The following is a 26,750-nucleotide window of genomic DNA, read 5'->3' as shown; positions in this document are numbered from 1 at the left end:
GCTCTAAATTCTACCGGCTTACAGTTTGACAGGCTGGCCCGAGCGCACGCTTTCATCTGCCGCAAGGCAGATGCGCAGCGATTGCAGCGCGTCATCCATATGTCGGTTGAGATCGATATCTTCAGCTATGGCCTTCAGCATGTAGGCCTGCTCGCGCTCACACAATTCCTGATGTCCGGGCTCGTCGGCCATGGAGAGGTCCGTATCCGGTTTCAGGAACTTGCCGTCCGCCCCGCGCTCTGCACGATGAACACGGATTGTCGAGGTCTTGGTGTGCGCGTCCACATCGTCGGATTTTGTCACGGCCTCGTTCATCACGATCGACACGCAGCCATTCGGCGAGATGACATCCTTCACGAAGAAGGCTGTTTCCGACATCATCGGTCCCCAGCCTGCCTCGTACCAGCCGATCGTACCGTCATCGAACAACACCTGAAGATGGCCGTAATTGTACATGTCCGGCTTGATCTCGTCGGAGAGCCGCAAGCCCATGCCGCGCACTTCCACGGGCTTGGCATCCGTGATCTGGCACATGACATCGACATAATGCACGCCGCAATCAACGATAGGCGACGTGGTGTTCATCAGGTTCTTGTGCGTTTCCCAGGTTGGGCCGCTGGATTGTTGGTTGAGGTTCATGCGGAAGACGTAAGGTCCGCCAAGCTGGCGTGCTTCGGAGATAAGCCGCATCCAAGATGGATGGTGGCGCAGGATATAACCGATCACGAGCTTGCGTCCGTTGGCCCGTGCGCAGTCGATCACCCGGCGCGCATCCTCAACCGTCGTTGCCAGTGGCTTTTCCACGAACACATGCGCGCCCTGCTCAAGCGCCGCGACGGCATAATCCGCGTGGCTTTCCGAATAGGTGGCAACGCAGGCCAGATCGGGCTTCAGTTCCTTCAATGCTTCATGGAAGGAAGGATGGATTTCATAGCCTGCCAGTTCATCGGGCACGGCAACCTTGGTGCGATTGACGAGACCAATAATCTCGAAGCCGGGATTGCGGTGATAGGCGAGCGTATGGCTGCGGCCCATATTGCCGAGGCCGGCGGAAAGAACACGAACAGGATTTTGCATTGCAGAACTCATTTTACAGCCCCCGCGGTGATGCCGCGGATCAGCTGCCGCGAGAAGATGACATAAAGGATGAGGATCGGGAACATCGCCAGCGAAAGGGCCGAAAGGACGGCATTCCAGTTGGTGACGAACTGACCGATGAACAGCTGCGAACCGAGCGTCACCGTCTTGGTGGCTTCACTTGGCGCAAGGATCAGCGGGAACCAGAGATCGTTCCAGATCGGGATCATGGTGAAGACGGCTACAGTAGCCATGGCAGGCCGGATCAGTGGCAGCACCAGCTTGAAGAAGATCGCATATTCCGACATGCCGTCTATTCGCCCGGCATTTTTCAAATCGTCGGAAACGGTTCGCATGAACTCCGACAGGATGAAGATCGCCAGCGGCAGGCCTTGTGCAGTGTAGACGAGGATCAGCGCTGTCAGCGTATTGACCAGACCCGCAGCCACCATGCCCTGCAGCAATGCAACCGTGCCAAGCCGGATCGGGATCATGATGCCAATGGCGAGGTAAAGTCCCATCAGCGTGTTGCCCTTGAAGCGGTATTCGGCAAGCGCAAAGGCTGCCATCGCGCCGAACAGGATTACGAGAAAGATGCTCACCACAGTGACGATGGCGCTGTTCTGAAAATAGGTCAGGAAAGAACCCTGCTTCAGAACCGTTTCATAACCGATGAGGCTGAAACTTTCGGGCGTTGGAAACTGCAACGGCGTGCGGAAAATCGCATTGCGGTCCTTGAACGAATTGATCAGCGTCAGTGCCACCGGAAACACGGCGATCAGCATGTAGAAGATCAGGGCCGCATGGACGAGAGTGGTGCGAATGGGCGATGTACGTGCTTTCGACATGGTCTCGTCCTTCAGAACTGATAGCGGCGCATACGGCGCTGGATGCCGAACAGGTAGAGCGACACGCCTGCCAGGATGATGAGGAACATCACGGCGGCGATGGTTGCGCCCATGGACGGATTGCCAAGCTGCAGCTGGAAGCCGAAGAAAGTACGATAAAGGAACGTGCCCAGAATATCAGTCGATTTGTCCGGACCAGCAAGCGCGCCCTGCATCGAATAGACGAGGTCGAACGCATTGAAGTTGGCAACGAAGGTCATCACCGAGATCAGGCCGATGGACGGCAGGATCAGCGGCAGCTTGATCTTGAAGAATTGGCTCCAGCCGGTGATGCCGTCGCATTCGGCCGCTTCAATGATTTCATCGGGAATGTTCAGAAGGGCTGCATAGATCAGCATCATTGGAATGCCGACGAACTGCCAGACCGAGACGAGCGACACAGTGACAAGGGCGGTATCCGCCTTGCCGAGCCATGGACCGAACAACCATTTGAGACCGACGAGGTCCATCATCCACGGTGCGACGCCCCAGATCGGCGACAGGATCAGTTTCCAGATAAAGCCGACGATCACGAAGGACAGCAGCGTCGGAAGAAAAATCGCCGTGCGATAGAAGGCAGCAAAACGCAGCTTCGGCAGTGACAGCATGGCTGCCAGCAGAATGCCGATCGGGTTTTGAACAAGCATGTGAATGCAAAAGAATATAACGTTGTTTTTTAACGCATTCCAGAAATCGCGCGACCAGTTAGGATCACCGAAAAGCGCCTGGAAATTCGCGAACCCCACAAAAGCGCGCTGTCCGTCGACGACATTGAAGAATGCCTGCCGCAAGGTCTCGATCAGTGGCAGCACCATTACCGCCGTATAGATCAGGACACAGGGCAGAAGAAATACAAGTATATGCCAACGCCTCGGGCGCTTGTGCACGATACCTGTCATGTCGGCAGATTGGCTCATATAGGCATTCGCTCTTCAAGAGCATTTCCAGCAAAGGTATCAACCGTTTGCGTTCGGAAATGCGTAAAACCGATGGTTAGCGTTCTCGTTCACGAGAATGCGTGCAAACCGGGAAACCATATTTCCCATCCCTGCCCGCTCGCGTCATTTTAAACTGACACGGAATGCACCGATTGCAAAACAGCATGTCGATGCGTCAGATGAAAAGATATGGGCGGCGCGCCCCCGCGATCGCCGCCCATATTATCCCGCGTTTTTTACTTCGCAGGCTTGTACCAGCTATCCAGGCCTTCCTGCAGCTTCTTCGCGGCATCTTCCGGCGTCACAGTGCCGTTGATGACGTTGGCCGACTGAACCCAGGTTTCATTTTCGAGGTTCGGCGTGCCACGCGACAGGATCTGGTAGGTCGAACGAATAGTCGGCTTGCACTTTTCGCGCCAGGAAACGAATTCCTGCGCCAGTGGATCGCTCATCTTCACAGCCGTAGAGTTCAGGCTGAAGAAGCCCGGCAGCGCATTGGCGTAGATTTCAGCGAATTCAGGCGAAGACACCCAGTTCAGGAAAACCTTTGCCTGTTCTGCGTGCTTGCTCGAAGCATTGAGGCCGAGACCGATATCGTTGTGGTCGGAGATGTAGCAGGTATCGCCTGCATTCTTGACCGGCGGCGGGAAGGCACCCATCTTGAACTGTGCCTGCGTGTTGAACAGGCCGATTTCCCACGAGCCAGCCGGGTAGATGGCAGCACGACCGAGCGTGAACAGGTTCTGGCTGTCCGGATAGGTCTGTGCTTCGAAGCCGTCGCCCAGATAGTCCTTCCACTTGGCAAGCACTGCAAACGGCTCGACCCATTGCGGATCGGTGAGCTTTTCGGTGCCTGCGATCAGAGCCTTGCGGCCTTCTTCGCCCTTCCAGTAGGTCGGTCCGATATTCTGGTAGCCCATGGTCGCGGCTTCCCACATATCCTTCGTGCCCATGGCCATCGGGATGTAGTTGCCGTCAGCCTTGATCTTGTCGAGCATCGCAAAGAATTCAGCCTCGGTGGCCGGCGGCGTAATGCCGAGCTGGTCGAAGGCGTCCTTGTTGTAAATGAAGCCGTGAATGACCGAAGCCATTGGAACGCAGAAAGTCTTCGACCCGTCGTCGGTGGTCCATGCGGACTTGGCGACGTCCGAGAAGTTCTTCATGCCTTCGAGATCGGTAAGATCGGAGAGCTTGCCCTTGTTGAACAGTTCGAGTGAGGTGTCGAACGGACGGCACGAAATCAGGTCGCCGCCTGAACCGGCGTCGAGCTTGGCATTGAGGGCCGCGTTGTATTCAGTCGGCGCGCTCGGTGCGAAATTGATCTTGATGCCAGGGTTTTTGGCTTCAAAAGCTGGAATGATCTTTTCCTGCCAGATTTGCAGATCGTCGTTACGCCAGCTTTCAACCGTCAGCGTGACGTCTTCGGCAAGCGCAGCCGATCCCGACGCCAGAAGCGTGGAACCCAGCAGCATGAGTTTCAACGTATTACGAACCATTTGACCTTCTCCCGTTTTTAGAGCGCAGATGCGCAAAAGAGGCGAAAGTACGCCAGACCGTTTCGGTACGATCGCTCCTCGCGTTGCGGGAAAAGTACCGGCCCCCGCCGGTGATCTCCATCCCAAATCCGCGTGCTCCTCGCCCTCAGCGGCATTGCGCTCCCCTTCTGCTGAAATTAATGCCAAAAACGTACCAATTGTCCAGAGAAGTTTACAACTTTCGTGCAGAAAAATTTAAAATGGTCGTTTTTCTCGAATTTTATCAACGAATTAATCAAATTTTTCACAAGCCGACAAATCTGCTTGGTTAATGGTATTTTTTTGGTATCTTCAAGTCGGAGGTATCTTCATGACTGAATTCTTCATCGGCGTTGACGGCGGTGGCACGGGATGCCGCGTCTTGGTGGCGGATGGCGACGGTGCGATTCTGGGTTCAGGGCGCAGTGGTTCTGCCAATATCGTCACCGATCCGCAGACGGCGCTGATTAATGTGATCGCGGCGATCGACAACGCTTTTGACAATGCCGGGCTGGACAAGGCGCATTATGCGACCAGCCATGCGGTTCTCGGTCTGGCAGGCGGTAATGTCGAGGGTGCAGGCACCCCGATAGAACGTGGTCTGCCCTTCGCGCACTCCAATGTGGAATTTGACGGCGTGATCGCCCTGCAAGGCGCGCTTGGCGATCAGGACGGGATCGTCGCTATTCTCGGCACAGGCACGGCCTATATCACGCGCCGAAACGGTCGCATCCATTCGGTCGGCGGATGGGGCTTCCCTTTGAGCGACCTTGGCAGCGGTGCACGGCTCGGCCAAAGCCTGTTGCAGGAAAGCCTGCTCGTGCATGATGGCATTCATCAGCGCACACGCCTGACGACGGACCTTTTGAACGAGTTCGACAACAATCCGGATAATCTGGTCGAATTTGCCTGGACTGCGAAGCCCGGCGATTTCGGCAAATATGCTCCGCGTGTTTTCCAATATGCGAGCGAAGGCGACGAAACCGCACGGATGTTACTGGAGCGCTCCGCTGCCTATATCAGCGAAACGCTCGACGTGCTGATCAAACAGGGGGCAGAACGCATCAGTCTGCTGGGCGGCATGGCGCCGCTTTATGTGGAATGGCTGCCGCCACACCAGCAGAAGCTTCTGGTCAAGCCTGCGGCTGATGCCTTGACCGGCGCCCTTCAGCTTGCCCTCAAGCGATATGGGCCGCAAAATGGAAAGGCGCGCGAATGAGTGGAAATTTCAGCGCTTTCCTGCCCAAGAACCTGCAGGGTTCTGCGCCGTCCTCCGGCGGGCCGCTCTATATGCAGCTACGTCAGTCGCTGGAGGCTGCAATCCGCGCCGGACAACTGATTGACGGCGAAGCCCTGCCGCCGGAACGCGACATTGCGGAATATGCCAATATCAGCCGCGTGACAGTACGCAAGGCAGTGGACGATCTCGTCAAGGCCGGGCTTCTCGTGCGCCGTCATGGTTCGGGCACGTTCGTCGTACGCCCAAGCGAGCGCGTGCAACAGTCACTCTCCATGCTTACTTCGTTCACCGAGGATATGGCGCGCCGCGGCATCACCACGCAATCCCGGTGGCTGGAACGTGGTCTCTATTACCCCTCACCCGAAGAGATGATGAAGCTGGGTGTTTCTTCAGAGACGCGCGTTGCCCGCCTCGGGCGTCTGCGTATTGCGAGTGATATGCCGCTGGCCATCGAACGAGCAAGTCTTTCAAGCGAAATCCTGCCCGATCCAGATGCTGTAAAGGGCTCGCTTTATGCTGAACTGAGCCGTACAGGGTTTCGTCCCGTTCGCGCTGTCCAGCGTATAGCGGCCTGCAACATCAAGGATCCCGACGCACGTATTCTGGGCGTCAAGGAAGGCGATGCGGGTCTGTCCATCGAGCGACTGTCCTATTTGCCGTCAGGTCGTGTGGTGGAGTTTACAAAATCGCTTTATCGCGGCGATGCCTATGATTTCGTGGCTGAACTGACAATACCGCAATCTTGAACGACAGGTTCATCAAGGAAAACGGCCCGTTTTCGGGCCGTTTCTAAATTCGTGTCAATGGTGTTTCTTGCCTTCACGTGCCAGATCAGCCGTCGGATCAGCCGCCAGGCGCTTGCGCGCCCGGTCGTCCATCAACTCGTACCACATGGCATTGAGCACGGCGAAAGCCGCCGCAAGCGGAAGTCCCAACAACCAGGAAAAATACCACATATCGCTTTCCTTTCTAGGTTGGTTAGAGCGCATGAATAAGATGCGCGGTGAAACGAAACTTATAGAGCGGCGATCTGATGTAATCAGATCGCAAAGCGCTCTAATAAGCGTGATTACTATCGTCTTCGACCATTTCCTTATCCACCTTGCCCCACAGGACCTTGTAGACCCAAGACGTGTAAATGACGATCAGCGGCAGGAAGATGAGCGACACAACCAGCATAATGAACAGCGTCATATGGCTGGATGACGAATCCCATACAGTCAGGCTTGAACGCGGATCGAGCGACGATGGCAGAATGAACGGGAACATCGACACGCCCACCGACGAAATAATGCCGAAGATCGATAGTTTTCCGAACAGCAGCGGCATGAGTTCACGACGGCTGCGCAATGCGATGAAGACTGCAAGTGGTCCCAAAATGCCAAGCGCCGGGGCGATCAGCAGGACAGGATAGTTCACATAGTTAGCGAACCATGCACCATGATCCAGTTCAACAGTCTTGCGTAGCGGATTGGATGGCCCGTCTGTGACGATAGCACTTGTGATCCGATAACCCGAAATCCAAAGCCAGCTGACGACGCCAGCCAATACATAGAGCACAATCGTCAGAACAGCCGCGATACTGCCGTAGGACCGGGCACGCGCCTGAATATCACCGGTCGTTTTCAACACCAGCCACGAAGCGCCGTGCATGCTGAGCATAGTCACCGAAAGCACGCCGCAAAGCAGTGCAAACGGATTGAGCAGACCGAAGAACGAACCTTCATAGAAAATCTGAAGATCGTCGGCGAGACGGAACGGAACGCCTTGCAAGACATTGCCTACAGCAACGCCGAAAATGAGGGCGGGAACGAAACCACCGATAAACAGCGCCCAGTCCCAGCCTCTCCTCCAGGCCTCACTGTCTCGCATAGACCGATATTTGAACCCGACCGGGCGCAGGATAAGCGCGAACAGGATGACGAACATCGCCAGATAGAAGCCCGAGAAAGACACCGCATAGAGCGGTGGCCAGGCTGCGAAAATCGCACCACCCCCGAGGATCAGCCAGACCTGGTTGCCTTCCCATACCGGGCCGATCGTATTGATGATGATGCGTCGCTCGATATCGGTTTTACCGATGACGGGCATGAGTATGTCGACACCGAGGTCGAACCCATCCATCGCGGCAAAGGCGATCAGCAATACACCGAGCAGTACCCACCAGATGATGCGCAGGGTTTCATAGTCCAACAAATCGCTGAGTATCATGATCCTTACTCCGCAGGTGCAATGCTTGCCGGGGCGAGAATTGCTTCCGGCTTGCTGTCGGGTTCAGGTCCAGCCTTAATGGCACGGATCATCAGGGCCATCTCGATGATGAAGAGAACCGTATAGATGGCCACGAAACCGAGTATGGTCAGCAATACGGTAGATGCACCGAGATTGGAGACACCTACCGCTGTCGGCAATATGCCTTCGATGACCCAAGGCTGGCGACCGAACTCTGCAACGATCCAGCCCATTTCGGCTGCGATCCATGGCAGCGGTATCGCAAACACGGCGATCCGCAACAGGAACGGGTAACGGTCGAGTTTACGACGAGCGGACAGCACAAAGAATGTGCCCGTCAGCAGAATCAGGAAGAAGCCGATGCCGACCATGATGCGGAAGGCCCAGAACAAGGGCAGGACGCCGGGAACGGTGTCGTTTGCGGCCTGCGTGATTTGCGCATCGGTTGCCTGACGCGGATCATCGACATAACGCTTCAGCAGAAGCGCATAGCCCATCCACTGGCTGTTATCAGCAAAGACGTCCTTGACTTCCTGCGGTACGGCGTTCGTATCGCCAGCCGCGCGGATTTTCTGCAAGGCGTCATAGGCGACGATGCCGTTGCGGATATGGTTTTCCGCGTTCTGGACAAGATCATTGATGCCCTGGATAGGGGTCGTGAGAGAACGAGTACCGATCAGGCCCATGACCCAAGGAATATGCACTGCGAAATGGGTTTCACGCGCTGCCTGGTCCGGGAAGCCGAATACGGTGAACGAAGCCGGAGCAGGTTCTGTTTCCCACATGGCTTCGATAGCAGCGATTTTCATCTTCTGGTGTTCATTGGCCAGATAACCGCTTTCATCGCCGAGCACGACAACAGACAGCGAGGCCGCCAGACCGAAGGATGCTGCAATAGTCAGTGAACGTTTGGCAAGCTCTACCGAACGGCCCTTGAGCAGATACCAGGCCGAAACACCAAGGACGAAAATGGATGCCGTGACATAACCGGCGGAAACCGTATGAACGAATTTGGCCTGTGCGACCGGGTTCATCAGCACCGCGAAGAAATCGGTGATTTCCATACGCATGGTTTCGGGATTGAATGCTGAGCCAACCGGATTCTGCATCCAGCCATTGGCGATCAGAATCCACAAGGCCGAGAAATTGGAACCAGCCGCGACCGCGTAAGTCGCCATGAGATGCCCGACTTTCGACAGGCGGTCCCAGCCGAAAAAGAACAGCCCCACGAAGGTCGCTTCAAGGAAGAAGGCCATGAGGCCTTCGATGGCCAGCGGTGCGCCAAAGATGTCGCCGACATAATGGCTGTAATAGCTCCAGTTCATGCCGAACTGGAATTCCATCACGATCCCCGTTGCGACGCCCATGACAAAGTTGATGCCAAAAAGCGTACCCCAAAATTTCGTCATCTGCCGCCAGATGAGTCGCCCCGTCATAACGTAAACGGTTTCCATGATGGCAAGCAGCACGGAAAGACCCAAGGTCAGAGGTACGAAGAGGAAGTGATAAAGTGCCGTGATTGCAAACTGCAATCGCGACAGGGAGACAATATCGAGTTCCATCTCTTTAAGCCGGTAACCCGGCCCTCCTGGTGTTATGAGCTACGCTTCCAGCGCGGCCCCCTTTTGAACGCGGCGGCTTCTTAGAACCCGTACTCCGCTTCAACTTCAAATATCGGTCCAGATATGGACACGGACTTCAAATCATTCTCCATGCCCGCGCTGCTCACCTCATGGTCTGGAGGATTTCGCCAAAGCGCGGCGAACTCTTACCTACGGACTCAACTAGAGCGCCTTGATTTAAAACAATGATCCGTTCGCAAATTTGCGCTTCGCGGCGGATATGCGTGGCTATCAACAATGTGCGTGAACCTGCCTTGATCTTGAGGCGCTCAAGAACATCCCGTGCTGTCGCAGCATCCAGACCCTCGGTCGGCTCATCCAGCAGCCAGAGCGGAACATGGGTCAGAAAAAGGCGGGCCAGAGCCAGACGTCGCGCCTGTCCGCCCGAAAGCCCCAGACCACCCTCGCCCAGCATTGCATCCAGCCCGGCAGGCAATTCGGCGATGAACGCGCCAAGGCCTGCGGCTTGCAATGCATCCACCAGTTCCTGATCGCTCGCATCAGCGCGCGCCAGCCGGAGATTGTCGCGAAGACTGTCCTGAAAAAGTTCGGTTCGTTGCGTGAGGAGACGGGCTGGCACAACTGCGACACTGCCCTGATCAGCCGGAATTTCCCCGGCGAGGAGATTGAACAAGGTCGACTTGCCTGCACCGCTTGTACCGACAATGGCAACACGCTCGCCCGACGCAATATCGAGATCGAGGTTTTTCAGCGCATCGCGGTCGGCGTCATCGTGACGAACAGACACGTTTTTCAGGTGAACGGCCGTGCCATTCTCCGGCTGCTTGGGCGCCGCCAATTCGACATCGTCGTGCAACTGCGGGGCGACGCGCTTTGCAGCGAGTATCGTGCGTCCAAGTTCCATCGCACCGCGCCGCAAGGCCGAAAAAGGTTCCATAGCCCCAAGAATGATAAGCATTCCGAGTGCTGCGACGGGCGCGCCGATACTGCCTGCCTGCATCAGCAATCCAACGGCGATGAGGCCACCTGCCAGTAGTGCCGCGTGAACAATACCGAAACCGGCGCCGGTAACAATCTCTATGCGATTAAGCTTGCGATCCGAAGCGGCGACATAGCCGTCTGCACGCACCAAGGCCAGTTTCTGATCTTCGAGACGTCCCGCCATAAGAAGTTCAGTCTGACCGGCAACCAGATCGACGGTGCGGGCGCGCAGCGCTTCCGTACCCTTTGCGCGCTGTCGCATGGATTTTTCGGACCGGCGAGCTGCCGAAAGCGGAATGCCAAGACCTGCACCGAGCAAAACAAGCGCTACCAGCAGTCCGAATAACGGGCTCATCAGACCAAGCGCGATGCCAGCCACAAGCGCTGTCGCAAGTGCGGCACCGACAGGCACCACCACACGCAGATAAAGAGAGTCGAGTGCATCAATATCTGCCGTTAGGCGGAACAGGAGACGCGCGGGACGTTTCAATAAGGCGTTTGCAGCACTCGGGCGCGCCCAGCTACGGAACAGCTTTTCGCGTAATGCCGCAAGGATGGCGAGCGTGGCATCATGGGTGACAAGCCGTTCCAGATAGCGGGAACCGGTGCGCAGGATAGCCAGCAGCCGAATACCGGCGGCGGGCGCAAACACGTCGAACACAACGGCTGTCGCGATACTCAGGCCAGCAATCGCCGTTGCCGTTATGAACCAGCCTGACAGGCCGAGAAGAGCAATACCGGCGAGGACCGTTGCGGTTGCTGCAGCAATACCGGCAAGGAGCGCCATCCCCTTGGTCCGGAAGAAAAGCCGCAAGATTGGCTGCAATGATTGGAAACCGTTCACTCAGCTGCCCTCCTCTGCCAGACCGGATCATTATCGACGCTGCGATCCAGGCGGACGATGCGATCCATCCTGCGGGCAAGGGTTTCATCATGGGTTGCGACGATCAACGTCTTGCCTTTGGCGAGCCTGAGAAGACTGTCGGCAATGATCTTTGCCGTTTCCTGATCCAGATGAGCGGTGGGTTCATCGGCCAGAATAATATCTGCATCCGGATCGACAGCCGCGCGGGAAAGCGCTAGCCGCAGGGCTTCACCGCCCGAAATTCCGGCACCGTTCTCACCAATCAGGCTGTTGCCGGTGACGCCAAGAACATGGCCGAGCGCCATGTCATCGATGATGGCTTTTGTGGCTTCCGCTTCGGTTTTTCGACCAAGCGTGATGTTTTGACGGGCAGATCCGGCAAAGATATGCGGCTTTTGGCCGATCCAGCTCATCCGCAGCCGAAGCGCGGTTGCAGTTTCGTCGCTAAGTTCAATCCCTCCGATTTCTATCCGCCCCGCTTGTTGAGCCGTCAGCCCTGCAATGAGCGCCAGAATGGTGGACTTGCCGTAGCCACTCGGTGCCAGTAACGCCACGTGTTCGCCTGCCTCGATGTCGAGGTTGAATGCATTGAGAACCTTGGTTCCTGTCCCATAACCGAAGTCGATATTGTGCAAAGTGACTGCAGGTGCATCGCCAATCGCTGTTTGACTTCCACTCTTGCCAACAATTGGCATCGGATGCTCAGCGAGCTTTTCCAGCGCGTCGACAGAGGCTTCGCCTGCCGCACGATCATGCCAGACGGCTGAAAGATCGCGTAACGGTTCGAAAAATGCAGGAGACAGAAGCAGGACGAAAAGACCTTCGGCCAAACTCAACTTATGGCCCCATGCTCCGAAGTTGAGCTGGCCCAGCAGATGAAAGCCGATATAGACCGCGACCATGGCGACGCCGATGGCAGCGAAAAGCTCAAGCACCGCCGAAGACAAAAATGCGATACGCAAGACAGACATGGTCTTCGAACGCAAGGTTTCGGCATTTTCGCGCAAGCGGTTCGCCGTAGAATCCACGGCATGGAAAGTGCGAATGGTTGTAAGGCCCCGCAGGCGGTCGAGCAGAAAGCCATTCATACCACCAAGGGCAGTCAGTTGCTTTTCGCTGGCAGCCTTAGCACGCCAGCCGATCAATGCCATGAAGATCGGTATCAGCGGTGCAGCGACCATCAGGACGAGAGCTGCAGCCCATGAATACCAGAGCACGACCGCAAGTATCGCAAATGGCACCAGCATCACGCGGATGCGGACCGGCACGAAGCGCGAGAGATAGGGAACGACCATTTCCGCCTGTTCGGCGAGAATGCTTGCCGCCTCGCCGGATGACGGGCGTGTCACGTCAAGCGGTGAGCGTTGCGCAAGCGCTGAGACGGCAATGACCCGCAACCGCGAGAGCTCCTGTCGGGCGGCATCGAAAGCTTTTGCCGCGCCTGCGCTGTCCAGAATGCTACGCAGGCAACCGAGAGTGAAAATGCCTGCCGCACTGTAATAGATGGAGTTATCGAAGCCTGTATCAGCCAGTCGCCCGATGGCATAAGCGAGAATGCCGGCTTGCGGCAGCCAGAGAAGTGCGGCCAACGTCTGAAGATATGCCCCCCGCTTCAGCAAAGACGGAACAGGACGACGTTGCTTGCTGCGCGAACTTTGTTGGTCGCCTGCCGCTTCGCCGTCTTCTGCCGTCAATGTTTCCGTTCGGGGGACAACGGATGTCACTCTCGCTTAGGCTCCTTTTTGGCCGATGTTCGCCCACGTCCGAGCGCCACGATCCTGTCCGTGGTTTCAAGGAAGCGGGTCACCTTGGCGCCAAGCGCCAGAAGACTAGTCAAACGGTCGGTATCGAGGCGCTTGACGTCGTCGTACCAGTTGGTCAGCCGTTCGATCAGGCCATACATGTCCTTCATGCGATCTTGCGCATAAAGATCGCTGTCGCCTTTCGGCTGCTCCATCAGGATTTCGCGCAAAACGGAGAGCGTCGGATCGATCTCACGTTTCTTGCGCTCCTCAGCGAGCGTACGCAGAATCTGCCACACATCGTCGGGCGTCGTAAAAAAATCACGACGATCGCCGGGAATGTGTTTCAGCAGCACCAGATTCCAGCCCTGCAATTCGCGGATGCCCATGGACACGTTAGAGCGTGACACACCGAGAGCATCGACTATCTGGTCAGCGCAAAGCGGCTCAGGCGAAATGTAAAGCAGTGCGTATATCTGCCCCACAGTGCGATTGATGCCCCAACGGCTGCCCATTTCTCCGAAGTGGAGCACGAACGACTGAACGATTGGCGACAATTCCAAAATTCTCTCTCCCGTAAATTCTGAATTTTCAGAAATTACTGAAATTCAGATAATTCAAATGGCCTCATCCTTCAATCCGCTTGTCCCCGGCGAAAGCCTGAACGGACAATTGGCCGCAGCCCTGAGCACTCCTCCAAATGCCCGAAAACACGATAGGCCGCCGCTTCCACTCCGCAGTCGGTGGGCAGTCGGGCCAAGGATTCGGCAAATGGCAGATAATGTTTCCGGTCGGCAGGATAGCCGGTCTTGGAGCGAACTCCAAAACAGGTCTCCGGTCAGACCGGAAGCGACAGCTGCTGCTTCCATAGTGAAGCGGCAATTTTCCCCATTTGGTGCAACGGAAAACGCAAGTTTTCCGCCCTCTCCGCACCCTCAAGCATGATACCTACAGACCTATGACGGGTCGGAAGATGAAGGCAGCTCCTTGCTGTCCTGCGTTCTGTCGCGATGGATCACGGCGCGGCTGAGCAGCATGAGCGTTACCGGCGTTGTGACAACCACAAAGACGGTAATAAGCACTTCATGCAGAATCGGCTTCGATTGCAAGATGGAGAAAAATATGATCGATGCGATCAAGATTCCGCCAGCTCCGAATGACGAGCCAAGTGTGGGAGCATGAACGCGTTCATAAAAGCTTTTGAAGCGGACAAGCCCGATGCATCCGACGAGCGTGAGGAAAGCGCCGGCGACCAGAAAAAAAGCAATGACAATAGCTGCCCATACGGGAAGTTCGCCAGCGTTGTTCATTCGATCACCTCCCCGCGCATGAGGAATTTGGACAGCGCCACGGTGGCGACGAAACCCAGAAGAGCGATAATCAGCGCCGCCTCGAAATAGATTATGCTGCCCGTACGGATACCAAACGTTATGAGCAGAAGCAGCGCATTGAGGTAAAGCGCGTCAGTCGCAAGAATGCGATCCTGCGCGCGCGGACCGACCAGAAGCCTGTAGACCGCACAAGCCATGGCACCGAGAAGCATCAGCTGAGCAGCAAGCAGGGACCAGAAGATGATAACTGCGCTCATGCGGACTTCTCCTCTTCCACAATATCTGCCGCTCCGAATATCTTGATGAGCGGCTGCTCATATCTTCCCTTGATCGTGTCCCGCCAGGCTTGCGCATCATCCAGATCGAGCACATGGATGGTCAGTTCGCGCCTTGCGGCGTTGTAATCGACCCAGGCCGTGCCCGGCGTCGCAGTGATTATGCAGGCGAGGACAGCAAGCGCGGTCCGGTTTTCCAGATCGAGCTGGATAACGACGAAGCCCGGACGCCGTTTGCGTTTGCGTGACAGAATGATGCCAGTCACCGCGATGTTGGATTGCAGGATGTCGTAGCTCATGGTGCCGAACAGCCAGAGCATCGTCGGGATCGAACGAATATGGTTCTTCTGCGGTTGCAGAGCCGTCATGATCAGACACGCCACGAGCGCGATGATCGCGCCAAGCAGAAGCTGTGCCCGCGTAAAGCCGTTCAAAAGCAACCAGAACAGGAGCAGCGAGGCGAACAGAAGCGGGTAAGGCAGGATTTTTTTCACTGTGCCCCCTCCGTTCCGGTGCCTGCGCGCGGCGTATTGAGGACACTGCTGATATAGGACGCCGGATTATGCAGCGAACGCGCCGTTTCATCCATGTAGCGCATGGCCGGACCGGCAGCGATTGTAAGGGCCAAACAGATTGCCAGGAGCCCTGCAATCGGCACGACTTCCCGCACCAGAACGCGCGGCACATTGCCTTCGAGAGACGCCCAGAAAGTGCGAATGCCAGTACGTGTCATTGCGATCAGCGCTGAAAGACCAGACAGTAGAAGGAGCGCGACCAAAGCCCAGCTTGCCGGGCTGACGGGCATTGCGAGCTGCGGTGTCGGGCCATCACCGTTGAAAACGGCGGCCAGGATCAGGAACTTGGCGATAAAGCCGGAGAACGGCGGCAGCCCGATCAGCAATATCGCGCAAATGCCGAAGAATGTTCCCAGGACTGCAAGGGTTGCAGGCAGAACCGCACCGATCTCGTCCTCGTCTTCCTCCTCCTCGTCATCGCCATAGGCTTCCATGGTAACGGCAAGAACGTTTGCAGCAGCGTCCTGTCCACGTTCGATCAATTCGATCAGCAGGAAAAATGCTGCGATGGTCAGCGTGGAACTGACCATATAGTACAATGCCGCGCCGGTCATGGCGGTGTTACCGCTGCCAATCGCCGCTAGCAACGTGCCGGAGGACACGAGGATACTATAGCTGGCGAGGCGGCCCATCGCTTGCGATGCGACAACTCCGATCAGGCCAAAGGCAAGCGTGACCATTCCGCCGAAATAGAGCCAGTCGTTGCCGAAGCCATAGGAGGAACCGGCACCGATACCAAACATCAGTGGCGACAGGCGCAGAAGAACATAAATGCCAACCTTGCTCATGATGGCGAAGACCGCCGCCACCGGTGCTGCAGCAGCCGTATAGGTTGGCGCAAGCCAGAAATTGAGCGGCCACATGCCCGCCTTAACGAGGAATGCAACGCCCAGAACTGCCGCCCCTGCTTCAAGCAGCATACGGTCTTCAGCCGCGACCTGCGGAATTCTCTGTGCAAGATCGGCCATATTCAATGTGCCCGTCACGCCATAGATCAGGCTGACGCCGATCAGGAACAGTGAGGAAGCGACAAGATTGACGGCAATATAATGCATGCCAGCCTTTACGCGTGCCGGGCCAGACCCATGCAGCGCCAGGCCGTAGGATGCCGCCAGCATGACTTCGAAAAAAACGAAGAGGTTGAACAGATCGCCAGTCAGAAATGCGCCGTTCAGCCCCATCAGCAAAAGCTGGAAGATTGTATGGAAATGCGGGCTGGCCTTATGCCATTGCGCGAGTGCGAAGCTGAGTGAAGCCATGCCAAGCAGGCTTGTCAGCATAAGCATGAGAGCCGCGAGGCGATCCAAAACCAGCACGATGCCGAAAGGTGCTGGCCAGTTGCCAATCAGATAAACCAGAGCGTCGGGCGCCTTGTCGCTCGCCATACCGGCAAGCGTGATGGCAATTGCAATCAATCCCAAGGTCGAGATGGAGTTGATGGCCATCTTGAGCTTGCGCTTGCGCTCATCGAACAACAGCAGCACAGCAGCCGTGACGAGCGGCAAGACGATTGGAGCAACGATGAGGTGCGTTTTCCAGTCCAACATCAGTTCTCCTTGCCGTCCACGTGGTCCGTACGCGTCAACCCGCGCGAGGCGAGCAGCACGACAAGGAAAAGTGCGGTCATTGCGAAACCGATGACGATGGCGGTCAGAACGAGCGCCTGTGGCACCGGATCGGTATATTGTGCGGCCTGAACGTCAACACCGTTGTCGAGCACCGGGGCAGCATTGATGCGCAGGCGCCCCATTGAAAAGATGAAGAGATTGACTGCGTAGGAAATCAGCGACAGGCCAATCGCCACCTGAAAAGTACGAGGGCGAAGAATGAGCCAGACGCCGGATGCCATCAACACGCCGATTGCCAGAGCAAGAACGAGTTCCATCAGTTCTCCTCCTTCGTTGCGGCGAGCTTCTCGACACGATGTTTACGAAGCGATTGGTGCGCGAGAGCGATCAAAACAAGGACGGTAGCGCCGACCACGAGGGTGAAGACACCAAGATCGAACAGCAGGGCGCTGGCCGTCGGCATTTTTCCGATATGCGGTATTTCCGTATATTGGAAGAACGTGGTGAGGAACGGATAGCCGAAGAACCACGATCCTGCGCCTGTTGCAGCTGCAAACAGCAAGCCCAACCCGATCCAGCGCAAGGGCAGAATGCGCAGGCGATCTTCTACCACACGCGCGCCTGACGCCAGATATTGCAGGAGGAATGCAATTGCGAGCGTGATACCGGCCGCAAACCCGCCACCCGGCAGGTCATGACCGCGCAGGAACAGATGTACCGCCAGCACGATGATGACCGGGAAGAGCCACTGCATGATAACCGAAGGCACGGCCAGATAATCGGCCAGTGTTTCACCTGCCTTGCGGTCGGGTGCTGCCTCGTCATAAGCATCCTGAATCTTCTGCTGGGCAGTCGATCCGGTTGTGTCGGGCGCAGGACGGAAACGGCGCAGGAGCGCAAAGACCGTAAGCCCCACAATGCCGAGGACGGCGATTTCGCCAAAAGTATCGAAAGCGCGGAAGTCGACCAGAATGACGTTCACGACATTTTTGCCACCGCCGCCTGAATAGGCGTTTTCGAGGAAATAGTCGCCAATGCTGCTCGGCGATATCCGGGTCATCACCGCATAGGCGATCACGGCCACGCCTGCCCCGCTGCCGATTGCAAGCAGCAAGTCGCGATAGCGGCGGATCCGTGGGCCGATTTGCACCGGAATCGGGTCGGGATCCTCCCAACGCTTCGGGAGCCAGCGAAGCCCGAGAAGGAGGAGAACGGTCGTCACGATCTCGACCAGCAACTGCGTCACGGCAAGATCGGGTGCGGAAAGCCAGACGAAGGTGATGCAGGTAATAAGCCCCGCCCCGCCGAGAAGGATAAGTGCGGCCAGCCTGTGATACTTGGCCTGATAGGCCGCGCCGATAGCGCATGCTCCACCGAGTATCCAAAGACCGGCAAAGATCGGGTCTACAGGCTGAGCGCCGAGCGAGCCAGACTGCAGGCCGGAAGCGAAAATCGGCCAGGCGGCTGCAAGAACGGCTACCGCAACCACGATACGGAGCTGCGGCTGCAGACGGCGTGTGCTGAGGAAAGCTTCAGCCTTACGCGCCCAGTTCCATGACAAGGTTACCAGAACGCGCTCGAAAATGCGCTGTCCCTGCAGATGCCGGAAGAACGGCGGGCCGTCTTCACTGGTCGCAAGATAGTTCTTCAGCATCCAGTGCAGAAGAATGCCGCCGATCATGGCAACGATACTCATCATCAATGGCAGGTTGAAGCCGTGCCAGACCGAGAGACTATATTCAGGCGTGGCTGTGCCCAGCACCGACAGAACGGCCGAATGCAAAAATGGGCCGATGGAAAGGCTCGGAACAATGCCAATCAAAAGGCAAAGAAGAACCAGAAGCTCGATAGGACGACGCATCCAGTGCGGGGGCTCGTGCGGCTCATGCGGTAGGTCGTGCGGTGGCGGCCCGAAGAACGTCGAATAAATGAAGCGCACGGAATAGGCGACTGTGAAGATACCGGCAATCGTCGCCACGTAGGGCGTGATGGTGTCGAGCCACGACGCCATGTGCGTTTCCACCGCTTCGGCAAAGAACATTTCCTTGGAAATGAAGCCGTTGAGCAGCGGCACGCCCGCCATGGCCGCACTCGCCACCATGGCAAGTGTTGCCGTATAGGGCATGGGCCGCAACAACCCGCTCAGCTTGCGCATGTCGCGTGTGCCGGTCTCATGGTCGATGATACCGGCAGCCATGAACAGCGACGCCTTGAAAATCGCATGGTTGACCATGTGGAAGATCGCCGCGACGGCGGCAAGCGGACTGCCAAGACTAAGCAGAACGGTGATCAGGCCAAGGTTGCTGATCGTCGAATAGGCAAGCAGTCCTTTGAGATCCTGCTGGAAAACCGCGAAGAAACTCGCAATCAGAAGCGTGATCAGACCGGCCGAACCGACGATCCAGAACCACTCTTCTGTTCCGCTAAGAACCGGCCACAGGCGCGCGAGCAGGAAAACGCCAGCCTTCACCATGGTTGCCGAATGGAGATAGGCCGATACAGGCGTCGGTGCCGCCATGGCATTGGGAAGCCAGAAGTGGAACGGAAACTGCGCACTTTTCGTGAAAGCACCAAGCAGGATCAAAATAAGAGCCACGCTGTAGAGCGGATGGGTTCGAACGATGTTGCCCGCCGCCAGAACCTTGTCGAGATCGTAGCTTCCGACAATATGACCGAGGACGAGAACGCCAGCCAGCAGACAGAACCCACCGATACCCGTCACTGTCAGCGCCATGCGCGCGCCGTCGCGTGCACTGGCATTGTGATACCAATAGCCGATCAGCAGGAACGAGAAGATGCTGGTCAGTTCCCAGAACACGGCAAGCAATATCAGATTGCCGGACAGAACCACGCCGAGCATCGATCCCATGAAGGACAGAAGGAACGAGAAGAACCTCGGGACTGGATCTTCGGGCGACATATAGTAACGTGCATAAATGACGACCAGCAGGCCGATGCCCGTGATCAGCATCGCGAAAAGCCAGGCGAATCCGTCCATCCGGAAAGTGACATTCAGGCCGTAAGCCGGGAGCCATTCAACCGTGCCGCGAAGCACCTTGCCATCTGACACGATGGGATAAAGGCTGGCGGTGACGATAAAGGCGACGAGCGCAATAGCTGCCGTAAACCAGGCCGAACCACTACGATCCGCCCCCCTGAATAATCCGGTTATGGCGCTGCCGAGAAATGGTAGAAGGACAAGCAGGAAAAGCATTCTGCCGTCCATCGTCATGCGCCACAGGCCTCCTAGCCGAAATCAAGGTTGATCCGAAGCAGGCACCGCTCAAGAAAACAGCAACAGAATCGCTCCGGCAAGTTGTAGAGAGGAATCATATATTCCGATGGCGTTATTATGACCGGCCACGGAACATTATGGCAATAGCTTTCAATGGCTTATCGCATAGATTTGAATCATTTTATCGTCCCCTGCGCCAGAAAATCTATAATTTATCGACGGCTATGAACCGCGATACCTGGCTGTCGACCATACTGACCTGAAAATCTTTCAACCTGATGACACAAAACTGGTCATGAATTTTGCCGCTGAAACGGCTTCATCCTTCGAGCAAGACGGCCGACAGCCGCTCTGCTTGAACGCGAATGTCCGGAACGGCAGTAACCTCCCAGAACGCGCCTTTCGTAACCGGCCCAATAGCGAAAAACGGACCCGATGGTTCTCCTCGCGCATTGAGAACCTGCAGATCACGCGTGACATCGAAACCGAGATCGAGTGCATCCGGTCGGGCCAGCCCATGTTCCATGAGACCGATCAGCGCTGCATTGCGGGTTGTCGAGAAACGCGGATTGCCGCCACGGCAGTCGATAACGGTCGTCACATGCAGTTTCTCGACCTGTTTGCCGCGTCGCGGGCGATAGCGGACTTCAATTCCGTTGTCTTCATCACGGACGGAAACCAGGTGGCCTGCTGCGATTTTAAGTTGGCCGCTGTTCATGGCGCCCTCGATGCGATCCGCAACAGCCGGTGCCATGCGATGTCGATGCACGTCCCACCACGGGCGCAGGTGGCGAAGGAAACTGCGACGCTGCGACGTCGGCAGCCCCGCCCAGATATGCTGTGTATGCGGGCGTAAACCATCCATCACGCCGCGCCAGCCGGAACCTGCTTTTTCCGCTTCAACCATCAGGGCGCGCACTCGCTGCATGAGCTTCGAAAGGCCCAGCGATACTGGCAGATCGTCCGCCGCGATTGGAAAAGCTTGTGCGGGCGCATGAGACGCGGGCAGAAGTCCACGGCGCGAAATCGCATATATTTCAGCATTATGGCCGTTATCGAGCAGCGACAATACGCTATCGACCATCGACAGGCCTGTGCCGAATATCGCAACCGGAGCATCTGCTGGCACGTCGAAATAGCCGTTGCTCGACCAATATTCCGTAATCTGATTGCCTGTTTTTGCGATGGCAGCTTCGTTGCCCGTTGCCACAATCACAGCATCGGCAATGAACTCATCTCCGGTCCCAGCGGTAACGGCTGGCCGGCCGTTCTTCAGCGCAATATCAATAATGCTGGCCTTTTCAACCGTCAAACGTGTATCGTCTTTGGAAAGATAAGGCGCGATCAGATGCTCCAAATAAGAGCGATAGAGCTTGCGTGGCGCAAAACTGTGCGGCTCCCACGAATGGCCGGTGGCGGCAATGTCGCCCGACCGCAGCCAGTTCAAGAAATGATCTGGCTGATCGGGATAGGCACTCATATTGCTGGCACGGACGTTGAGAAGATGGCTAGGGTTTTCCGTCGCGTAAGCTATGCCTGCCCCCAACTGGCCTGAACGCTCGAAAATTCGCACGTTTGATTCTGGCGAACGCCGAAGCAATTGTGCGGCCAGAATGATGCCGCTTGCTCCGGCTCCTATGATGATAAATGACTTCAAACTATCGTGACCTCTTCCCGTTTCACGAAAACGACGCGAAAAGCGCGTCGTCAATTTATCGATCCTAAATCCTACTATTTTAGTTAGATTCCATTAAACAATCGCTCTTGTAAACCCTATAAAGCCATGATGTTCCCAGCATTAATAGCCATTCTTTGAGGCCGCTCGGCTCAAAAACAAGGCCAAAAAGTAAACAGTAAAATCTGGTTAACTACGGATCGTTGACAGTGTGTTTCAGAAACGCGGGCTGGTTTCTGTGGTCTAGATGGCAATATTTCTACCAGCATCATTCATCGGGTGTCTTGAAAATCCCAAGCTGGACATCCCGTCAGACCGCTGAAACACAGGACAGAGTAATGAACAATTCCCTACTGAATTCTATCAAGAAGCGCCGCACTCAGTATGCTCTGGGCAAATCCCTTCCGCTGTCGAACGAAGACACGGCCGAGCTGATCCGTGAAGCGGTCAAGCACACACCTTCCTCCTTCAACTCGCAGAGCTCGCGCGCTGTAATCCTGTTTGGCGCCGAGAGTGACAAGCTGTGGAACATCGTGAAGGAAGCGCTTCGCCAGTTTGTCCCCGCCGACGCTTTTGCGCAGACGGAAGCCAAGATCGACAGCTTTGCTGCCGGTGCCGGTACGGTTCTGTTTTATGAAGACCAGACCGTTGTGAAAGGTCTTCAGGAAAACTTCCCGCTTTACGCCGACAACTTCCCAGTCTGGTCCGAACAGTCGGGCGGCATGGCACAGCATTCAGTCTGGAGCGCGCTCGCCAATGCAGGCATCGGAGCCAGCCTTCAGCACTACAACCCGCTGATCGATCAGGAAGTTGCCAAGACCTGGGATATTCCTGCATCGTGGAAACTTCGTGCACAGATGCCGTTCGGCTCGAACGAACAGCCTTTCCCCGAAAAGGCATTCATGGATGACGCCGACCGCTTCAAGGTGTTCTTCTAATCGCTCGATTGCACGCTATGACAAAGCCGGAGGAGAATTCCTTCGGCTTTTTTATTTTACCTCGTCGAAACTGAACGGCGGCAATTGTTCGAGTGCAGATTTCAGTGCCTCCGACCAGCTCTCCGATACAGTCTGGTAATAGGGGTCGGTGGCTTCGAACCGTTTGCGGGCACCCATTTTGAAGCTATCTGCTTCGTAGATCTGCATATCGAGTGGCAATCCAACGGACAGATTGGCTTTCAGCGTGGAGTCGAATGAGACAAGCAGCAGTTTCACCGCTTCCTCGAAACTCATCTGTTCCTGATACGCACGGACAAGAATGGGCTTGCCATATTTGTTTTCGCCAATCTGGAAGAAAGGCGTATCGGCTGAACTCTCGATGAAGTTACCCTCGGGATAGATATAGAAAAGCCGCGGCTGTCCGCCCCTGATCTGTCCGCCGAGAATGAATGACGCGCCGAAAGCATCGGCATTCTGTCCTCCGGTAGCAGAATTCTGGATCACTTCCTTGACGGTATCACCGACAAGACGTGCAACCTGAAACATTGACGGCGCATCGAAAACTGACGGATGCCGGTCAGCCGGAGCCTTCATGCGTTCTTCCAGAAGACTTGCGACTGCCTGTGTCGTTGCAAGATTTCCAGCCGAAAGCAGAACAATTACACGCTCACCGGGCTCAGACCAGCTCCGCATCTTCGTAAAGATAGAAATATTGTCGAGCCCGGCATTCGTCCGCGTATCGGACATGAATACAAGGCCGCGATCGATTTTCATTCCAACGCAATAGGTCATAAGCAGTATCCGGCAGGCAATTCGCTATCGAAAAAGATCACTGCCCTACATTGATGTGAACCGCAAGGCTTTCCACCGTACCGCCGAGACGGACCCCCGAAATCGGCGCTGCATCTCGGTAGTCGAGCCCGGTTGCAATCCGCACATAGCGATCATTCGGACAGACATTATTGGCGGCATCGAATCCGACCCATCCAAGGCCGTCGATATGGGCTTCGGCCCAGGCATGGCTCGCGGTTTGTTCCTCCACGCCTTCCATCATCAGATATCCCGATACGTATCGCGCAGGAATGCCTATCAGCCGGGCTGCGGAAAGGAATATATGCGTGTGATCCTGACAAACGCCTTTCCCGGTTTCCAATGCGCTTTCGGCATCGGTTGAAACGCTCGTCGTTCCCGGCATATAGGCGACCGCCTTGTGGATGGTGTTCATCAGATCGTGCATCAGCGCAAGCCGTTCCTGCCCGAGCGCGAGATCACCTGCCAGAGCCCTGACGCGTTCGCCAGGCGTGGTCAGCGGCGTCTCGCGCTCGAAAAGCCAGAGCGGAGCATAGCCATAGACAGGCCCCAATACGCCGACCCTGTCTTCCACATCGATACTGCCGCTGGCGGTTATGACAATCTCGCTGACATTGCGGGCGTGCTGGACCAGATCAGTCTTGTTGCCGAAGCCGTCGACATAAGAAACCTCCGGCTCGCCACCTTCGATTTTCAGTTCCCAGTGCCTGACTACCTGCCCCGGAACGGTTGGCGGACGCAGCCGCAACCTTTGCACCGCATAAGGAACCGGATGCTCATAGCGATAATGTGAAACGTGCCGGATGTTGAGCAGCAAGCGAAGACCTCAATAGAAATTATAGGCTTCAGCGATCTCGTTGCCGAGCCGGTTGTTGCGGGTAATGAATTCGGTCAGGAATTCATGCAAACCCACGTCGAAGATCGCGGATATGTCCTGATTTTGCAGGCTCGCATAGATTTTGTCCGCTGTCTCGTGGCACGCAACACGATTGCCATAATCTTTCGACAGATAATCCAGATGTTCGGCGATGCTGCGATAGCAATAATGGAGTGAGCGCGGCATGCGGCCATTCAGGATCAGATAGTCCGCCACCTGCGCCGGACGGTAATCACCATCATAAACCCAGCGATAGGAACGATGCGCAGATACCGATCGCAGGATCGATTCCCATTGATAATTGTCCAGCGTCGTGCCGACATAGGAAATGGCGGGTAGCAGGACATAGTATTTCACATCGAGAATGCGGGCCGTGTTGTCGGCGCGCTCGATAAAAGTACCGAGGCTTGCAAAATCGAAGATTTCGTTGCGCAACATCGTGCCATGGAAAGAGCCGCGAATGAGCGCAGTCTCGCGCTTGATCTGATCGAGAAGCTGCGGGAGATCACTTTCCTTCAACGGCCTGCACAACGATTTTTTGAGCGACATCCACGCTTCATTGACACTTTCCCACGCCTCGCGTGTCAGCGCCGTGCGCACCATGCGCGCATTGGAACGCGCGGTTTCAATGCAGGTCATTACACTTGACGGATTATCCGCATCGCGCAGCAGGAAATCAGCAACGTTGGCAGCATTATAGACATCGTATTTAGCGGAAAAACCCTGACTTGCACCCGCTGAAACCGCCACCGAAGACCATTCCTCCGGTGCATCAGACGTTTTCGTCAGTGCCATGCGAAGCCCCGCATCGACAAGGCGTGCCATATTTTCGGCGCGCTCGATATAGCGAAACATCCAGTACAGTCCGTTTGCCGTACGGCCAAGAAGCATAAATCATTCCCCTTTTCGTGCACTGATCTTGTCGTCAGTTGCAGCACTTCAATTCGGTTGTTTCAGTCGTCGAGCACCCACGTGTCCTTGGTTCCTCCGCCCTGGCTGGAATTCACGACAAGCGATCCCTCCTTCAATGCCACACGGGTGAGCCCGCCGGGTGTTATGCGGATGCGATCCGAAACCAGCACGAATGGGCGGAGATCGACATGGCGCGGCGCAAGCCCACTTTCCGTGAAGATGGGTGTCGTTGACAGCGCGAGCGTTGGCTGAGCGATATAATTGCGCGGCCTTGCTTTCAGTTTTTCCGCGAAAGCATCCCGTTCAGCCTTGGTCGAAGACGGTCCGACCAGCATTCCATAGCCACCAGAACCATGCACTTCCTTGACGACAAGCTCGGCCAGATTGTCGAGCACATAAGCGAGGCTGTCAGGCTCGGAACAACGCCATGTCGGCACGTTTTCGAGAATGGCTTTGCGGCCCGTGTAAAACTCTATGATTTCCGGCATGTAGGAATAGATCGCCTTGTCGTCGGCGATGCCGGTTCCGGGCGCATTGGCGATCGTGATATTCCCGGCCCGGTAGACATCCATGATGCCGGCAACGCCAAGCGTCGAATCCGGCCTGAATGTCAGTGGATCGAGAAACGCATCATCAACACGCCGGTAGAGCACGTCGATGGCCCGATAACCTTGTGTAGTCCGCATCGCCACACGTCCGTCAACGACGCGCAGATCGCTTCCCTCGACCAGTTCGACGCCCATCTGGTCGGCAAGGAATGCGTGTTCGAAATAGGCGGAATTGTAAATGCCGGGCGTCAGCACCGCGACAGTCGGCACATCCTGCGTACCCGGAGGCGCAACGCTTGCCAGCGACTGGCGCAGCAATTGCGGATAGTTCTCGACCGGTCGGACCTTGACGTTCTGAAACAGTTCGGGAAAGAGCTGCATCATCGTCTCGCGGTTTTCCAGCATATAGGAAACACCGGACGGCGTGCGGGCATTATCCTCCAGCACATAGAACTGGTTTTCGGCGGTTCGTACGATATCGACGCCGATAATATGGGTGTAGACGTTGCCCGGAGGACGGAAACCGATCATTTCAGGCAAGAAGGCTTCATTCCTGAAAATCAGCTCTTTCGGAATGCGCCCTGCCCGGACGATCTCCTGTCGGTGATAAATGTCATCAAGGAAGGCATTGAGCGCCATGACGCGCTGTTCAATGCCCTGCGACAGGCGCCGCCATTCCTGCCCCGAAATGATGCGTGGGATGATATCAAAGGGGATGAGGCGCTCGCCCGCCTCCTGATCGCCATAGACAGCAAAAGTGATACCCGTCTTACGGAAGACGCTTTCGGCGTCATCGCTTTTCTGTAGAAGTTTGTGCGGATCCTGTTGGTCGAGCCACTGCTTGAGAAATTCGTAAGGCTGGCGGACATTCCCGCCATGGTTGAGCATCTCGTCAAATGGCTTCACTTAATTCCCCTTCTTTTCCTTATTATTCAGTCCGGAATTAG

General features: G+C 56.1%; 24 protein-coding genes. 3 read left to right on the top strand and 21 right to left on the bottom strand.

Annotation, left to right across the window (positions count from 1 at the left end; genetic code table 11):
- Positions 1–18: 18 nt before the first annotated feature.
- The 4 genes from MKS82_RS19420 to MKS82_RS19405 all read right to left on the bottom strand — a co-directional run bounded on the left by MKS82_RS19420 (position 19) and on the right by MKS82_RS19405 (position 4,398).
- Positions 19–1,089 carry a Gfo/Idh/MocA family protein gene (locus MKS82_RS19420; protein WP_109988758.1) on the bottom strand — a complete coding sequence of 357 codons (1,071 nt, stop codon included), beginning with the start codon at positions 1,087–1,089 and terminating at the stop codon, positions 19–21.
- Positions 1,086–1,925: a carbohydrate ABC transporter permease gene (locus MKS82_RS19415; protein WP_109988759.1), complete on the bottom strand. Its 840-nt coding sequence runs from the start codon at positions 1,923–1,925 to the stop codon at positions 1,086–1,088. Before MKS82_RS19415 ends, MKS82_RS19420 begins: the two co-directional genes overlap by 4 nt.
- Positions 1,926–1,936: 11 nt before the next feature.
- Positions 1,937–2,881: a carbohydrate ABC transporter permease gene (locus MKS82_RS19410; RefSeq protein WP_010658745.1), complete on the bottom strand. Its 945-nt coding sequence runs from the start codon at positions 2,879–2,881 to the stop codon at positions 1,937–1,939.
- A 257-nt stretch (positions 2,882–3,138) separates the two neighbouring features.
- Positions 3,139–4,398 (bottom strand): ABC transporter substrate-binding protein, encoded by a 1,260-nt coding sequence (locus MKS82_RS19405; RefSeq protein WP_109988797.1) that lies wholly within the window; start codon positions 4,396–4,398, stop codon positions 3,139–3,141.
- A gap of 349 nt (positions 4,399–4,747) precedes the next feature.
- Here MKS82_RS19405 and MKS82_RS19400 point away from each other — a divergent pair, with 349 nt between their 5' ends.
- Positions 4,748–5,635, top strand: coding sequence for an N-acetylglucosamine kinase (locus tag MKS82_RS19400; protein ID WP_109988760.1), 888 nt, complete (start codon positions 4,748–4,750; stop codon positions 5,633–5,635).
- Positions 5,632–6,402 (top strand): GntR family transcriptional regulator, encoded by a 771-nt coding sequence (locus MKS82_RS19395; protein ID WP_109988761.1) that lies wholly within the window; start codon positions 5,632–5,634, stop codon positions 6,400–6,402. The genes MKS82_RS19400 and MKS82_RS19395 overlap by 4 nt, the downstream gene beginning before the upstream one ends.
- A 54-nt stretch (positions 6,403–6,456) precedes the next feature.
- Here MKS82_RS19395 and cydX read toward each other — a convergent pair whose 3' ends face one another.
- The 13 genes from cydX to MKS82_RS19330 form a co-directional block, all read right to left on the bottom strand.
- Complete coding sequence (gene cydX / locus MKS82_RS19390) at positions 6,457–6,612, bottom strand: cytochrome bd-I oxidase subunit CydX (protein WP_029375948.1); 156 nt, start codon at positions 6,610–6,612, stop codon at positions 6,457–6,459.
- A 100-nt stretch (positions 6,613–6,712) separates the two neighbouring features.
- Positions 6,713–7,867 carry a cytochrome d ubiquinol oxidase subunit II gene (gene cydB, locus MKS82_RS19385; protein WP_109988762.1) on the bottom strand — a complete coding sequence of 385 codons (1,155 nt, stop codon included), beginning with the start codon at positions 7,865–7,867 and terminating at the stop codon, positions 6,713–6,715.
- 5 nt (positions 7,868–7,872) lie between these two features.
- On the bottom strand, positions 7,873–9,450 hold the full coding sequence (locus MKS82_RS19380) for a cytochrome ubiquinol oxidase subunit I (RefSeq protein WP_109988763.1): 1,578 nt from the start codon (positions 9,448–9,450) through the stop codon (positions 7,873–7,875).
- Positions 9,451–9,613: 163 nt separating this feature from the next.
- On the bottom strand, positions 9,614–11,296 hold the full coding sequence (gene cydC, locus MKS82_RS19375) for a thiol reductant ABC exporter subunit CydC (protein ID WP_109988764.1): 1,683 nt from the start codon (positions 11,294–11,296) through the stop codon (positions 9,614–9,616).
- The gene (gene cydD / locus MKS82_RS19370) at positions 11,293–13,041 is read right to left on the bottom strand and encodes a thiol reductant ABC exporter subunit CydD (protein ID WP_109988765.1); all 1,749 of its coding nucleotides are present in this window, start codon (positions 13,039–13,041) and stop codon (positions 11,293–11,295) included. The genes cydC and cydD overlap by 4 nt, the downstream gene beginning before the upstream one ends.
- A complete protein-coding gene (locus MKS82_RS19365) occupies positions 13,038–13,622 on the bottom strand; it encodes a GbsR/MarR family transcriptional regulator (RefSeq protein WP_176036156.1) in 585 nt (194 codons plus the stop codon). Before MKS82_RS19365 ends, cydD begins: the two co-directional genes overlap by 4 nt.
- 393 nt (positions 13,623–14,015) lie before the next feature.
- Complete coding sequence (mnhG, locus tag MKS82_RS19360; RefSeq protein WP_109988766.1) at positions 14,016–14,369, bottom strand: monovalent cation/H(+) antiporter subunit G; 354 nt, start codon at positions 14,367–14,369, stop codon at positions 14,016–14,018.
- The gene (locus tag MKS82_RS19355) at positions 14,366–14,647 is read right to left on the bottom strand and encodes a K+/H+ antiporter subunit F (protein WP_109988767.1); all 282 of its coding nucleotides are present in this window, start codon (positions 14,645–14,647) and stop codon (positions 14,366–14,368) included. The genes mnhG and MKS82_RS19355 overlap by 4 nt, the downstream gene beginning before the upstream one ends.
- Positions 14,644–15,159, bottom strand: a complete 516-nt coding sequence (locus MKS82_RS19350) for a Na+/H+ antiporter subunit E (protein WP_109988768.1) — start codon at positions 15,157–15,159, stop codon at positions 14,644–14,646. The genes MKS82_RS19355 and MKS82_RS19350 overlap by 4 nt, the downstream gene beginning before the upstream one ends.
- On the bottom strand, positions 15,156–16,784 hold the full coding sequence (locus tag MKS82_RS19345) for a monovalent cation/H+ antiporter subunit D (protein WP_109988798.1): 1,629 nt from the start codon (positions 16,782–16,784) through the stop codon (positions 15,156–15,158). The genes MKS82_RS19350 and MKS82_RS19345 overlap by 4 nt, the downstream gene beginning before the upstream one ends.
- 2 nt (positions 16,785–16,786) lie before the next feature.
- A complete protein-coding gene (locus tag MKS82_RS19340) occupies positions 16,787–17,125 on the bottom strand; it encodes a Na+/H+ antiporter subunit C (RefSeq protein ID WP_109988769.1) in 339 nt (112 codons plus the stop codon).
- Positions 17,125–20,040, bottom strand: a complete 2,916-nt coding sequence (locus MKS82_RS19335) for a monovalent cation/H+ antiporter subunit A (RefSeq protein WP_109988770.1) — start codon at positions 20,038–20,040, stop codon at positions 17,125–17,127. Before MKS82_RS19335 ends, MKS82_RS19340 begins: the two co-directional genes overlap by 1 nt.
- 322 nt (positions 20,041–20,362) lie before the next feature.
- On the bottom strand, positions 20,363–21,700 hold the full coding sequence (locus MKS82_RS19330) for an FAD/NAD(P)-binding protein (RefSeq protein WP_109988771.1): 1,338 nt from the start codon (positions 21,698–21,700) through the stop codon (positions 20,363–20,365).
- 356 nt (positions 21,701–22,056) lie between these two features.
- On the opposite strand from MKS82_RS19330, the gene MKS82_RS19325 reads away from it, so the two are divergent.
- Complete coding sequence (locus tag MKS82_RS19325; protein ID WP_109988772.1) at positions 22,057–22,656, top strand: nitroreductase family protein; 600 nt, start codon at positions 22,057–22,059, stop codon at positions 22,654–22,656.
- Positions 22,657–22,707: 51 nt separating this feature from the next.
- Here the strand turns inward: MKS82_RS19325 and MKS82_RS19320 are convergent, their stop codons facing one another.
- The 4 genes from MKS82_RS19320 to MKS82_RS19305 form a co-directional block, all read right to left on the bottom strand.
- Positions 22,708–23,448, bottom strand: a complete 741-nt coding sequence (locus MKS82_RS19320; protein WP_109988773.1) for a proteasome-type protease — start codon at positions 23,446–23,448, stop codon at positions 22,708–22,710.
- Positions 23,449–23,485: 37 nt separating this feature from the next.
- A complete protein-coding gene (locus tag MKS82_RS19315) occupies positions 23,486–24,283 on the bottom strand; it encodes a transglutaminase family protein (RefSeq protein WP_109988774.1) in 798 nt (265 codons plus the stop codon).
- Positions 24,284–24,292: 9 nt separating this feature from the next.
- Entirely contained in the window at positions 24,293–25,234 is a 942-nt protein-coding gene (locus MKS82_RS19310) for an alpha-E domain-containing protein (protein ID WP_240579185.1), read from the bottom strand.
- 62 nt (positions 25,235–25,296) lie between these two features.
- Entirely contained in the window at positions 25,297–26,709 is a 1,413-nt protein-coding gene (locus tag MKS82_RS19305) for a circularly permuted type 2 ATP-grasp protein (protein ID WP_240579184.1), read from the bottom strand.
- Positions 26,710–26,750 lie beyond the last annotated feature (41 nt).

The organism is Ochrobactrum sp. A-1 (assembly GCF_022488005.1).
Lineage (GTDB): Bacteria > Pseudomonadota > Alphaproteobacteria > Rhizobiales > Rhizobiaceae > Brucella.
Note: the sequence above shows the minus strand (reverse complement) of the source record. Positions and strands in the feature narration are given on the sequence as shown.